The sequence below is a fragment of the Aneurinibacillus terranovensis DSM 18919 genome, from assembly GCF_000430625.1.
Classification (GTDB): Bacteria; Bacillota; Bacilli; order Aneurinibacillales; family Aneurinibacillaceae; genus Aneurinibacillus_B; species Aneurinibacillus_B terranovensis.
On record NZ_AUMJ01000045.1, the window covers coordinates 40,745 to 54,306 of the forward strand.

Consider the following 13,562-nt stretch of genomic DNA (forward strand, 5'->3'; position numbering starts at 1 on the left):
GCCTTGGACACAACTACTACTTGATGCTTTTTGTTATTGTCATTGTAGAGAATTATGCAAGAGAAAAATGTGATTTATTTCACTTAATCAGTAAGGTTCAAAATTTGTTCACAGGTTAAAAAAACATATTAACTTCTTTATTTACCAGAATTACAATATGATGTAGTGATAAAAGAAAGCAATACAATAGTAAGTTCCTAAACGGTAAATGTTAGCAAAACCAATGCAAACGGATTAAATAGACCATCCCAGTTCATACTGACTACGCCCCCCCTGTTTATTCTGACAACCATCCTTTTTTTGGATTATCCATATAGGGCGAACTTTCCTCCCCTATTTCAAGTCCCTTTACTTGATTGCGTTGAAACACTTAAATTACACCAAAGAAAACTTGGCACTATATTTTTAACAAGAAGGGGAGAACAGTAAATTGCATCATTTAGTGGAAGGACTTACATCCTTTGTCACACATATCATTTCATCGTTTGGTAATATAGGCATCTTTCTGTCAATGGCTCTAGAAAGCGCCTGTATTCCTCTTCCAAGTGAAGTGATCCTGCTTTTCGGCGGGTTTCTGGCTGCACGCGGAACATTAACGTTCTGGGGTGTTGTGTCAGCCGGCGTTCTTGGCAATGTAGTCGGTTCTGTCTTAATCTATTGGATTGGCTCCTATGTCGGCCGGGCTTTTCTTGAGAAGTATGGCAAATATGTTTTACTAAATGTTGGCCACTTGGCGAAAGCGGAGAGTTGGTTTGCACGGTACGGTGAATGGGCCGTCTTTTTCGGCCGAATTTTACCGGTCATTCGCACGTTTATTTCCCTACCGGCAGGCGTCGCACGGATGAATTTTTCTAAATTCCTGATGTTTACCCTGTTCGGGTGCATTCCCTGGAATATTGCTCTTACGTATTTCGGGCTAAAACTCGGACAGAACTGGCAATCAGTCGAGCCGTATTTCCATCCCGTAAGTTATGTCATTTTGTTTATCGTGGCCGTTGCCATTCTACGTTTTTTCTATAAACTCGTTCGCACCCGCACATCTTAATAAAAAGGTGAAATGATGAAAACACATACACCATTACAGCGCCGCCTAAGAAAAGTGGATATAATCCTGCTGTTCTCGTTGATTGGCATTTCTATCTTTTGCACGATAGCCATTTATTCAGCGACCATTACGAGAACCGGCTTGCAAAATACGTATATCAAGGAAATAATCTGGCAGGTTTTATCTTATATCGTAATGATTGCAGTGATGCTATTTAATTATCGAGCCCTGAAAAAAACGATACCATGGGCGGGGTATGTCCTCAGTCTTGTACTGCTGCTTGTCGTATTTGCCTTTCCATCGGTCAATGGATCGCATAGTTGGATTATTATTTCCGGATTTCAAATTCAGCCGTCTGAATTTGCAAAGCTTTTTATTATTATGGTCATATCAAGTTACATGGAAAAGGCGAAAGAGAAGAATGAGAGTTTCGGGTGGAAGCATTTCGGGTTCATTATGCTTATCGTTGGAGTTCCCTTTGCTCTTATTTTAAAGCAGCCTGCGCTGGGCCAGGCTCTCGTGTTATTGGGCATCGTCGGTTCCATGATGATTCTATTTCTGGAAAAACGGCAATTTATCCTTTTTCTTGTTATCGGATTCATTCTCGGAAGCAGCCTCTTTCTGGCAAAAGCCGTATTTCCTGATCAATCGATTCATTTCATTGATAAGCTGCCGATAAAAAGTTATCAAAAAGGACGACTGGTTACCTTTATTAGCCCTGAGGCGTTACAAAAGGGAGCAGGATACCAGGTAACACAGGCAAAAATTGCGGTTGGCTCCGGCGGATTATTGGGAGAAGGATTGTTAAAAGGAACGCAAACACAGGGGAACTGGATTCCCGAACAGTGGACCGATTTTATTTTTTCTGCGATAGCTGAACAATTCGGTTTCATTGGCTCAAGCATTCTCATCTTCCTTTTTTTCTTACTGCTGCAGCGAATGATTTTGGTCGCCACCCATGCGGCTGATTATTTTTCCAGTTATTTTATCGCCGGAGTGGTGGGAATGTTCTCCTTTCAAATCTTTGAAAACATCGGGATGAACCTGTCTATTATGCCGGTCGCCGGTATTACCCTGCCTTTTGTTTCTTACGGGGGCAGTTCGCTCTTAACGAATTTCGTTCTGGTTGGCATTGTTCTCTCGATGGAGATATGGCGGAATCCCCTGACCTTTTAACCGTCCTATCGATTCACACACCAATAGAAGTTCTAAGTTAAAAATCCACAGTTACAAAAAGCCGGTGACCATCTATATGTTTTAGAGTGGTTTGCCGGCTTTCTTCTTATTATTTTACATTTAGAGCTTTCTCAACGTCCTGTAACTGGCCTACCATCCATTGAAGATAATCCTTACCCATGGGTTCTGTTTCCGTCACCTGTACGATTGGAACACCGGAGGATTTTGCCAAATCAACAATCGTTGATATGGTAGAGTTTTGCGCCTGGCTGTTCACAATAAACATCTTAACTTTTTTCCCTTGTATATCACTTTGTATTTGGCCGATATCTCTTGGAGACGGGTCGTTCCCCTCTTCAATCGATTTTGCAAAGGTTGGGTTGTTCACTTTAAAATTCAACGCTTTAGCCATATAATCGAATACCGGTTCAGAGACATCAATTGAAACGCCCTCTGACTTTTTGAGTTTTTCCACCTGGTTTTTCAGCGGGCTTAATGAAGCAATATATTGATCTGCTCTTTGCTTAAATGAATGGGCCTGGCCTGGGTTAAGTTTAGCCAAATCGTCGGCAATAGCGGCAGCTACCTTAGGTATGGTATTCGGATCGTACCATACGTGAGGATTATCTCCCTCTTTCTTACCCGCTAAGTCACTTCCTACATTAATGATCGACTTTCCTTTTGAAGTAGAGCTGGCTTTTAGAAGTTTATCCATCCAACTGTCGTACCCAATCCCATTATAAATAACAAGCTGGGAGTCATTTACGGTTTTTGAAGCGTCGGGTGTCGGTTCATAATCATGCGGATCCACGTTTGGATTCGTTAAAATGGACTGGACCTCAACCTGATCCCCACCTACTGCTTGTGCCACTTCTCCATAAAAATTCTCGGCAGCAACAACTTTAATTTTGCCATCGGGCGCTTTAGATGAAGCAGATTGAGGAGAATTCGCTGCTGAGGGTTGTTTCTGATCGCCGGTATTAGGCGCGGTAGATTGTCCGCATCCGGACAGGGGAAATACCGCAGTCAAAGTCAACAAACAACCGGTTATAAACCTAATGAAGGTACGATTTTTCTTATCCATTAACGATGATTCCTCCCCATTAATTTGTTTTATTTGCTTTATTTGTTTCAGGTACAGTCATACGTTCGCGTAAGCGATCCCAACCTAAGGCCATAAAATAAATGACACCTTCAATAGCTGTAATAAAGAAACTCACAGGAAGGTTTGTATAATATCCCAATGAAAGTCCTCCCCAGACCCCGACCACAGCTATAAAAGAAGAAACAAGAATCATTTTGAAAACAGATTGGGTTAGATACCGGGCGGAAGCTGCCGGTATGGTCATCAATGTAAATACAAGAAGCGCGCCGATAATCTGAACGGCCTCGGAAACAGCGATAGCCATCAGCAGCAGAAAACTAACGGAAATAAACCGTACAGGCAATCCGGCCGCCTGTGACCCAAGCGGGTCAAAAGAATCAAAAGTAAGCATTTTAAAACCGATGATAAGAAAAATAAGAACGCCAATTGACAACCCCGCAATTTGCCGTACGTCTTGCGCGCTAATCCCTACCACACTACCAAACAACAGGGAAAATACTTCCGTGGATTGTTTATTGGTCATAGATAAAAATAATAATCCTAATCCTAAACATATACTAAGCACCACGTTTATGGAGGCATCCCTTCGAAAAACCTTGACCCCAAGTTGGCCAATCGTCAGCGCGCTGGCACACGTAAAAAAAAGCAGGCCATATAAAGGATTCCAGCCTATGTAAACAGCGAATGCCGCACCTGAAAATCCAATATGGGAAAAAGTATGGGCGATAAAGGAAAGCCCTCTGGCGATAACATATACACCGATTGCACCGCACATAATAGCTACGGCTGTTCCTGCCAAAAACGCATGCTGCATGAAATCATATTCAAACATCGTCTCATTTTCTCCTAATTAACTTCGTGATGGAAACAAATTGAGGGAACATTTTCTGTAACATCCGCTGATGACATGAAAACTTTTGATCCGATTTGGACCGTCTCAATAGGAAAACCATATAATTTCGACAAAACGGGAGCCTGGATGATTTCATCTGCCGTTCCAAGTGCATAATGCCCGGGAGTGAGATATAGTATTCGATCAGCGTATTGTCCAACCAAATTAACATCATGACTGACAAACAAAATGCTAATTCCCTCTTCTCTGCAAATACGGTTTACCACCGCCGTAACCTTCTCTTGAGCGGCAGGATCCAAATTAGAAGTCGGTTCATCTAATAATAAAATTTTAGGTTTTTTAACAAGTGCTTGCGCCAAATATAAACGCTGCCTCTCTCCGCCGGATAATTTTCCAATCGGCTTATAAGCATATTTCTCGGAATCAGTCAGTTCCAAGGCATTCTTTACAATCTTCCGATCCTGATCGGTCAACCAGGGCCTGAATTTATGAGGCAAACCAAAACTTACGAAGTCCCACGCCCGTAACGGGGTTTCAGGGTCAATTTGCCGGGACTGCGGAACATATCCTAAAATAGAACCCTGGTCCGTTTTGTCCGCTTCTATAATCTTGACCGTTCCAGTTTGAGGGCGCTGCATTCCCAGCAGTACTTTAAATAACGTTGACTTCCCTGCTCCGTTCGGACCTAAAATTCCCATAAATTCACCTCGCCGGACGGAAAACGAAAGATTCTGTAAAATGTGTTTTCCGCCCAGGTACACATTGATGTCTTTTACCTCTAGCACATTACTATCCATCCGCTACCTCCTTTCTCTGCCACTACAATATCGATTTTTACCAAAAAGCCGGCAAAAAATGCGTTTTTCTTTCTCTATTACTATGAAGCCAACAACTAATTAATTCGTAATGATTCCAGTTAAAAACGCAAACTTTTTCCAAGAAACCTATCATCCCACTTAAAATAATACTTACTCTTATTTTAAATGTCAATCTGCAGCTATATTTAAAAAGAGAATCATTCCGTTTTATCACGGTTGATGTGTATGAGGAACGCCTTTATTTGAACATGCTTCACACTGCCCATAAATCTCAAATTTATGTCCTGTAATATTAAATCCCGGGGGCGTTCCAAAAATTGAGCTCATCGGGCATAAATCTAATTTCTGCGTTTTACCACAAACGGTACAGATAATATGATGGTGGTGGTGGGATTCAGGACAGGAAAGACTATATAATCTCTCCCCCTTAAACTCAGTTACCTCCAGTATTCCCAACTCCTCGAACAGAGAAAGATTCCGGTACACTGTATCAAAACTGAGCTGAGGATAATCTTTTTGCATAAGTTTCAAGATTTCCTTGGCAGACATATACCGGTTTTCTCTGGCAAAGGCACGGACCATAGTTTCCCTCTTCCCTGTATATCTATATCCTTTGTCCTTTAATAAATTTAAAGCTTCACTTACATTCATCTAACCACCTCAACCTATTGCTAAAAGAATAAGCGTAAATAAATTTAGTTTCCATATCCCTAATCGTAATCATTTCGATTCTATTAATTAGCTACAGTATAGATAGTAATGGATTTTTTGTCAAATTCAAATAATAATAAACACGATTTTCAGTTCAGCCAATAGCATGTTTCTGCTAATGAACACATATTCATATCCTACATAAAATTATTTTTTTATTAGTAAAGAGAGGAACGGTCATGCTGCCAGTTAAATGGAATGCTCCGCGATTTATCCAAAGTTTAATCCTGCTTAGTTTTTCCGTGTATCTTTATAAATTAACTCACTTTGACTATATTTACCGTCTTGTTTCAACGAACATCGCTTTGCTGGTAAAAGTCATGTGGTATGTGGTATGTACTTTGCCCTCTTACACTATATAAGCTTTATTACGTCCTTTTTCCCGATTCACAATAACGAGAAAGAGATGTGCTGCAATCACGACCACACGGTAACCCCACGTTGGCTCGATTGCAAGAGTGATCCCTTTTTTCTCCGCATAAGAAGCCACTTCTGCCAGCGCAACCTCTTCCCATTCTAACGCCTGGTCTTATGCAGTACCGAACACTGTCCAGCCGCCGAGCCAGATTACCATAGGACAATTTAAATCGTGAGCAAGATCAATGCATTCCTTGTTATATACGATGGATGCTTCGCGTTCCCTCTCAATCGAACTAACCGGATTGTATCCCGGTCCGCCGCCATATGCCGGGCATATAGCAGACACGACCATATTTTGTTCTTTTAGCAACTGGCGGATGCGCGTGAAGTCACTTTCGGATAAATAGCAGGAAAAGCCTGGGGAGCGGCGGCCCGATTTCAATCCCATCATATCCAATCTTAGCTAATCTGCTAATCACTTCCTCTAACATATAAGACGGAAGCCAGCTGGGAAATGAATTGTACACCCATGTGTTAAATGAAAATTTCATGATTGATTCTCTCCTTACTTGATATATCCGGCCTGTGTAAGAAGCTGGGTAACATTAGATGCAGCCTGGTCAAGGTTAGATTTCAATCGCCTTTTCCTGTGACAATATTGTCACTTTTTGCATCATCATAAACGGAGCGGCGTGTTGGATGAAGCTGTTCTTTTAACATAAGGGATGATCAACACAGTTTACGATTTATATCTTTCTTTATACTTCATATTTTTCTACATGAATGGGTTCAAGCTGATAGTCTGGCAGGCAATTTATAAAGTTGATAAAATGAGGAGTCTCTTCATGTTCTTCAATGGCTGTTTGATTTTTCCATATCTCTAACATAACAAAAGTATTGGACTGTTCGACATCTTCATACAATTGGTAGCTAACATTTCCTTCCTCAGCTTGAGAAGCGGCCGCTGTTATTTTAGACAGTTCAAGAAATTCTGTACGGTGTTTTGGATCCACCTTGATAAATGCATGAATGATGATCATGTTCACTCCACCTTTTTTAATCCTTTTGAATCTACCACAGAAGAAATCTATGCTTCGAGGGCTAATTTCGCCGCACCAATTACCCCAGCATCATTGCCCAACTTCGCCGGAACAATTTGACATGCCTCAATCACCCGCGGCAGTGCCCCTTGTTCAAATCCCTTTCGGATGAATTCAAAAATGATTTCTCCGGCTTTTGATACACCACCGCCGATAACGATTCTTTGTGGATTCAATGTGTTTCCTATATGCGATAAGGCAATACCAAGGGTCTCCATTGCCTGTTTAACAATGGCATAAGCGACTTTATCATCTAAACGAGCTGCATCTATTACATCCCGCGTAGTTAAACTATCGAGTGCGAATTGAGATAATGTGGTCTGTGCCCCTTCGCGAACTGCCTCTCTTGCGCTTCGTAACATAGCGGTTGCTGAGCTGATGGTTTCTAAACATCCATGTTTTCCACAATTGCATAAACGGCCATGCTCCCGTTCCATTAACAGATGCCCAATTTCTCCGACCATCCCGTTTGCGCCTCGAACAATGTGGCCATTAATGATAAAACCACCTCCAATCCCAGTCCCGATCGTAGCAACAGCAACATGATCAAACCCTTGACCTCCACCAACCCAGGCTTCTCCAATAGCAGCAGCGTTTGCATCATTATCAAAATAAACCGGTATGCCCATACTTTCACTCAGAACGGAAATAATCGCGGTATTCTTCCAACCAAGGTTAACAGCCTGTTCAACAACGCCTGTACGAAAGTTTAAAAACCCCGGCAGTCCAATGCCCATTCCAGTAACTTCCGCCCAATTCCATCCGGCCTCTTCTGCCACTGTATAAGCGATTTTCTGGAGCCTGTTAATGACATGCTCCACACCCTTATCTGCCTCTGTGGCCCACTCTACTTTTGTGACCACTTGCCCCGTTTTTGTAATCGCGGCAGCTTTAATGTTTGTACCACCGAGATCGACACCAATCACACGTGCTTCTCTACTTTCTCTCACGTTAAAACCACCATCCTTTACTTTCTTATACGCGAAAAATAAGGGGTGTTGAATCCATTTATTCAACGACCCCGTATATATTTTTCATTTATTATACCCACCCTGCTCTTAACGGGATTTCTTACCGAAGGCTACAGCTAAGATGATAATTGCACCGCTTACAACCATCTGCTGGCTAACATCCAGTCCCATAATAATCAAGCCATTATTAATGGTACCAATCATCAATGAACCTATCACCGTACCAATAATCGAACCATTGCCTCCGTTTAAACTACTGCCCCCTAATATGACAGCTGCAATTACATTCATTTCATCGCCTTGTCCAAAACTATAACGAGCGCTTTGCATCATGCCGCTGTACAACATCCCTGCAATGGCTGCGGCTATACCGGTAAGTAGAAGCGCCGTAAACTTAATACGCCCTGTATTCACCCCGGAATATTCTGCCGATTGACGATTCCCCCCGGTTGCGAGAATTTGGCGTCCGAAAGGGGTCTTCTTTAAGGCGAAATGCCCTATAATCAAAATCACTATGGACCAAAAAAACAGCGAAGGAATCGGTCCCACATTACCAGAACCAAATATATTATTAAAGGGCATATTGAGAATAGGAACCGGGTTGGTATGCGTAACCCACATATCCACACCCCGTACCAACTGCATCATCCCTAACGTTACAAGAAAGGATGGAATGGCTACTTTGGTGGTGAGAAAACCATTTATCGCTCCCACCACTACCCCTGAAATTAATCCGACTACAACCCCGCCAAAGAAACCGAAACCTGCTTGCATGGCTAACGCAGACATTAATGCGGCTAAAGCCGTTGTAGACCCAACCGATAAATCGATTTCACCGGATGCAATCACAAATGTCATGGCCACTGCCATGATTGAAATCATGGTTGTTTGCCGAACGATGTTCAACAAATTCGAGGGTAAAAGGAATCCCTGGTCTCCCAAAGTAATACCGAAGAAAATTAACACAATAACAAAAGCAAAATATACAATATAGTTACGCCAGTCAAGTTTTTTATAACTCAATTTCGTCTTCATATGGGTTTTTTCATCAATAGCCTTGGATAGCATGATGAAGCTCCTCCTCGGATTCAATATTCTTTCTGTAGATTTCTTTGAAAATCGTTCCGTTATATAAAACTAAAATTCTATCACTAACCGCAAGTAATTCCTCTAGCTCCGACGAGATAACCAAAATAGCCATCCCCTCATTCGCCATGGATCGGATAATTTCCACAATCTCAGATTTTGCTCCAATATCTACGCCGATTGTCGGTTCATCCAAAATTAATACCTTAGGATGTTGAGCAAGCCATTTGGCCAGCACTATTTTTTGTTGATTTCCTCCGGAAAGGAGCTTAACAAGCTTAGAAACTCCGTCTGTTTTAATGTTTAATTTTGCAATGAATTCTGCAGTAAGTGAATTACCTCTACTATCGTCCACAAACAATCCTTTAGTCAGCTGTTTTATCATAGGCAGCATCATATTATCGCGGACAGTATGGTCTAAAACAAGTCCCTGTTTCCTTCTATCTTCCGGCACAAGAGCGATCCCGTTACGAATCGCATCTTTCGTGCGTTTTACTCTGTTTCCCTCTATTAAAACTTCGCCTGAATCCGGATGATTCATCCCAAATAAACATTGGGCGATCTCCGTCCGGCCGCTCCCCATTAATCCGGCCATTCCCACAATTTCCCCGGGATATAGCTCAAACGATACATCTTTCACTCGGTGACCATATGACAAGTTTTTCACTTCAAGAATAGGGCGATCGGGTCTGTCGAAAGTACGCTCAATCCATTCAAAGGACTTTCCGGCTTCAACCCCCATCATGCTTTCTACCACTTTATCCATCGTGAGATTTTTACATTCTTCCGTTAAAATGGTACGCCCATCTTTTAACACGGTTACCTTATCACATATTTCAAAAATTTCCGCCATTCGATGCGAAATATAAACAATGGATATGCCGCTGTCTTTAAGCTGCTTAACGAGTTTAAACAGAGACACCGTTTCTGATTCTGATAAGGAAGAGGTCGGTTCATCCATAATTAAAATTTTAGCATTTTTAGATAAGGCCTTGGCAATTTCAACCATCTGCCAATATCCGACACCTAAAGAGTCGACGGTTACATTCGGGTCAATATCCACGTTGAGTTTTTTCAGGATATCCTCTGCAGCCCGAATACATTCTTTATCATTGATGAATGTTTTACCTGTCCGGGGTTCTCGTGCCAAAAAAATATTTTGAGCTACCGTTAACGTTGGTATTAAACTAAATTCTTGGAAAATCATCGCAATTCCATTTTTCTCAGCATCCTGAGTCGAATTAATCTGCACACTATCGTTGTCAATGGTAATCGTGCCATCGTCTTTCGTATAAACACCGGTTAATATTTTCATTAAGGTAGATTTACCAGCACCATTTCCCCCGCATAGTGCGTGTATCTCCCCTTTAGCCAAGAAAAAGTCAGCCTTTTTTAAGACAGGAACTCCATTGAATGATTTTTCAATATTCTCCATCTTTAAAACATAGTTTTCACTCATGTGGTCACCTACTTTGAAGGGTTGAATTGGAGCAAACCATTTCAAAAACTATCCGTATGACTTACTCCAATTCCTTTTTTAGTTAAAAGATTAGAAAAACCTTATCCCATAACCCTTATCTTTCGTTCCTATTCTATCGAACTGATTTTAACCCATTCTTTCCGTTGACCTGATTCTAAGACCGCATCGCAAATTCTTTCAATTTGATACCCATCGTAAAAGTTTGGTGAAGGTTGAGTTCCGTCAACGATTGCCTTGAAGAAATCGTAACACTCTACGATTTTGGTTTCACTATACCCGATTCCCAGTGCCGGGATTGGCCATAGACCTTCACCATAAGGATGAGCCGGTCCCGTATAAATGGTTCTAAAACCTTTCACATCCGCCGGATCATCCGCAAAGCAAACTTGCAGCTCGTCTCTTCTTTCGTAATTGAAGAAAATGGAACCTGTTTCTCCGTGTATTTCAAACGTGATATAGTTATTACGTCCATGAGCGTTACGTGTAGATTCAATACTTCCGATTGCGCCGCTCTCAAAGTTAATCAAAAAGCTAACTTCGTCATCCACATCTACAACGCCTTTAGGGGTATCAGCAGAAGATTTAACCGTACCTAACTTATCCAATCCACCTTGCTGGATCGGCCGTTCGGGAATCCACGTTTTAACCATGGCGTTCACACTTTCGAACTCCCCAGTTAAATAGCGGGCCATATCGATGACGTGAGCAGCTATATCCCCAAGTGCACCCGAACCTGCAATATCTTTTTTAAAGCGCCAGGAAAGCGGTGATGCCGGATCTGCTGACCAATCCTGTAAATAAGTCCCCCGGAAGCTGAGAATTCGGCCAATTCGCCCTTCTTCTATAAATTTTTTAGCTAGCTGTACGGCTGGAGTTCGGCGATAGTTAAAGGCAACCATATGAATCACACCAGCCTTTTCTACCGCATCCAACATAGCTTTTGTTTCTTTGGAAGTACGAGCCAACGGTTTTTCACATATAATGTGTTTACCAGCTTTCGCAGCGGCGATTGCCATCTCGGCGTGAACATTATTCGGTGTAACAATGTCAACAATATCAATTTCAGGGTCAGCAATCAGCTCTCGCCAATCCCCATACGCTTTTTCAAAGCCAAATCTATTTTTAGCATCTGTAGCCAGTTCCAAATTAATATCTGCCACTGCCTTACGTACGGGTATGGCAGGTGCAGGCCAGAAAAACATCGGCATTGTAGCATAAGCGAGTGAATGAGCCTTTGCCATAAATCCTCCACCGATTAAACCTACATTTAACTGTTTCATATTTGATTCCCCCTTGTTTAATTAATCATTTCCATTCCATAAACATTCCTGACGATTTACTTCAGTGCATTGGTAACATCTGCAGGCGGAGCGGCATGATAAACCGTTTGATAGGATTGGGCTAAATTCGATCGATCTACAGCTAATGAAGCAACTGCAACATAGGGATGTGTCTCTCCGCCAATAAGTGCTAATGCCGCTTCTTTGGCCTCAGCTACTCCCTGATCGTAAGGACGTTGTGCTCCCAACCCTTTAACAAATCCATTTTGCGCCATATTCAATGCTGCTTCATGACCTAGATCTTCACAGACAATCTTAAAATCACTCGGATTCTTACCGGCAATCCTGGCTGCGGAAACAGCTCCCATTGTTGGAATATCCCATGCCACCCATAATCCTTGAAGATTAGGTTGTTTTGTAAGCAGAGCGGAAGCGACACTCTGCGTTTGGTTTGGATCCTGGAATCCTTCGGTAGCAACAAGATGAATGTTGGGATATTTTGCCTTGAGACGTGTTACAAAACCTTCATAGCGCTGGTTTGTCACATAGAAATTGGAGGCATAATACAAAGCGGCGATATTTCCTTTTCCATCTAACGCTTTGGCTAATTCATCGGCCGCTACCATACCATTACCGAAATTATCAGCAGACACAACCGAAACATAGTCTTTTCCAGCCGTCATTCCAGGTACGGGCTGGTCCATAAATACGATCTTCACTCCGGAATCAGCAAGCTTTTGATAGGCGCTTTTTTCAGTTTTTGCATCTACAGGGATACTGACGAGAATGTTAGGTTTTTTCGCTGAGATCGCCTCTAAATCGGCAACTTGCTGTGTATTCTTGAAGTTGGCATCGGTTACGGCGACAATCGTAATACCCAGCTTTTGAAATTCGGATTTTAGTCCCTCAATTTGCTGCTGGGACCAGTCATTGCCTGAATAATGCATCGAGATAGCGGCTGTATAATGACCGGCTTTAATTTTGGCCAACTGTTGATCTGTGATCTTAATTTGTTCAGCAGGAAATGCTTTTTCTCCATTCGGCCCGCTGCTTAAAATCACACCAGCGACGGTATCTTGCTGCGCTTGCTTTAACTGATCGGCGGTAGGCTCCTGGTACCATGCAGGTTGTGCAACACTTGCCGAGTTAGATCCTTGATTGGCTTGTGTTCCACATCCAAACAGCGAAACTGACAGTAACGCCGTTGCCGCCAAGGCGCCTACTTTCCTAATGCTCCCTTTCTTTTTCACGTATTAACTCCCCCTTGTATATTAAGAGCAGCGAATGATTTGGTTAACATAAAACCGAATTGTCGTTGCTCTTTTTAGATTTTTGATCTTTGAAAACATAATAGAAAATGTGGATTTAAAGTCATGTCTAGTGGTGGAGGATGTAGCCCCGAAGGGAACCGAGGAACCGAAGGTTCCGAGTGTTCACAAAGGGGGAACAAGCGTAGCGCGTGGCTTGTTTCCATCCATCACCATCATCAGTTAAAGGGTTTACGATCTTGGGCTGTCTTTGGGAAAATGGCCTTAGGTGTCTACCAAGGGAAGGTTCCGTTTCCCCCTGTTGCCCCT

The 13,562-nt window shown here is 42.3% G+C and carries 14 protein-coding genes; 2 read left to right on the top strand and 12 right to left on the bottom strand.

Going from position 1 to position 13,562, the window contains the following annotated elements:
- Positions 1 to 430: 430 nt before the first annotated feature.
- Positions 431 to 1,045: a DedA family protein gene (locus H525_RS0108635; protein WP_027415881.1), complete on the top strand. Its 615-nt coding sequence runs from the start codon at positions 431 to 433 to the stop codon at positions 1,043 to 1,045.
- A 12-nt stretch (positions 1,046 to 1,057) separates the two neighbouring features.
- Positions 1,058 to 2,221, top strand: coding sequence for an FtsW/RodA/SpoVE family cell cycle protein (locus H525_RS0108640; RefSeq protein ID WP_027415882.1), 1,164 nt, complete (start codon positions 1,058 to 1,060; stop codon positions 2,219 to 2,221).
- A gap of 109 nt (positions 2,222 to 2,330) precedes the next feature.
- On the opposite strand, the gene H525_RS0108645 is transcribed toward H525_RS0108640, so the two are convergent.
- The 12 genes from H525_RS0108645 to H525_RS0108700 form a co-directional block, all read right to left on the bottom strand.
- Complete coding sequence (locus tag H525_RS0108645) at positions 2,331 to 3,305, bottom strand: metal ABC transporter solute-binding protein, Zn/Mn family (RefSeq protein WP_027415883.1); 975 nt, start codon at positions 3,303 to 3,305, stop codon at positions 2,331 to 2,333.
- Between the two features lie 19 nt (positions 3,306 to 3,324).
- Entirely contained in the window at positions 3,325 to 4,158 is an 834-nt protein-coding gene (locus tag H525_RS23370) for a metal ABC transporter permease (RefSeq protein WP_051330910.1), read from the bottom strand.
- A 14-nt stretch (positions 4,159 to 4,172) separates the two neighbouring features.
- Positions 4,173 to 4,976, bottom strand: coding sequence for a metal ABC transporter ATP-binding protein (locus H525_RS23375; RefSeq protein ID WP_051330911.1), 804 nt, complete (start codon positions 4,974 to 4,976; stop codon positions 4,173 to 4,175).
- A gap of 231 nt (positions 4,977 to 5,207) precedes the next feature.
- Positions 5,208 to 5,648, bottom strand: coding sequence for a Fur family transcriptional regulator (locus H525_RS0108660; protein WP_027415884.1), 441 nt, complete (start codon positions 5,646 to 5,648; stop codon positions 5,208 to 5,210).
- A gap of 409 nt (positions 5,649 to 6,057) precedes the next feature.
- On the bottom strand, positions 6,058 to 6,198 hold the full coding sequence (locus tag H525_RS27180; RefSeq protein WP_155837199.1) for a hypothetical protein: 141 nt from the start codon (positions 6,196 to 6,198) through the stop codon (positions 6,058 to 6,060).
- A gap of 39 nt (positions 6,199 to 6,237) precedes the next feature.
- Complete coding sequence (locus tag H525_RS26150; protein WP_081413307.1) at positions 6,238 to 6,519, bottom strand: TIM barrel protein; 282 nt, start codon at positions 6,517 to 6,519, stop codon at positions 6,238 to 6,240.
- A gap of 307 nt (positions 6,520 to 6,826) precedes the next feature.
- Positions 6,827 to 7,108 carry a putative quinol monooxygenase gene (locus H525_RS0108675; protein WP_027415885.1) on the bottom strand — a complete coding sequence of 94 codons (282 nt, stop codon included), beginning with the start codon at positions 7,106 to 7,108 and terminating at the stop codon, positions 6,827 to 6,829.
- Between the two features lie 47 nt (positions 7,109 to 7,155).
- Positions 7,156 to 8,118, bottom strand: coding sequence for an ROK family glucokinase (locus H525_RS0108680; protein ID WP_027415886.1), 963 nt, complete (start codon positions 8,116 to 8,118; stop codon positions 7,156 to 7,158).
- A gap of 108 nt (positions 8,119 to 8,226) precedes the next feature.
- Positions 8,227 to 9,207 carry an ABC transporter permease gene (locus H525_RS0108685; protein WP_051330912.1) on the bottom strand — a complete coding sequence of 327 codons (981 nt, stop codon included), beginning with the start codon at positions 9,205 to 9,207 and terminating at the stop codon, positions 8,227 to 8,229.
- Positions 9,188 to 10,684, bottom strand: a complete 1,497-nt coding sequence (locus H525_RS0108690; protein WP_027415888.1) for a sugar ABC transporter ATP-binding protein — start codon at positions 10,682 to 10,684, stop codon at positions 9,188 to 9,190. Before H525_RS0108690 ends, H525_RS0108685 begins: the two co-directional genes overlap by 20 nt.
- Positions 10,685 to 10,812: 128 nt before the next feature.
- Positions 10,813 to 11,985 (bottom strand): levoglucosan dehydrogenase, encoded by a 1,173-nt coding sequence (locus H525_RS0108695; RefSeq protein WP_027415889.1) that lies wholly within the window; start codon positions 11,983 to 11,985, stop codon positions 10,813 to 10,815.
- 56 nt (positions 11,986 to 12,041) lie between these two features.
- Complete coding sequence (locus H525_RS0108700; protein WP_245590433.1) at positions 12,042 to 13,235, bottom strand: substrate-binding domain-containing protein; 1,194 nt, start codon at positions 13,233 to 13,235, stop codon at positions 12,042 to 12,044.
- Positions 13,236 to 13,562: the final 327 nt, after the last annotated feature.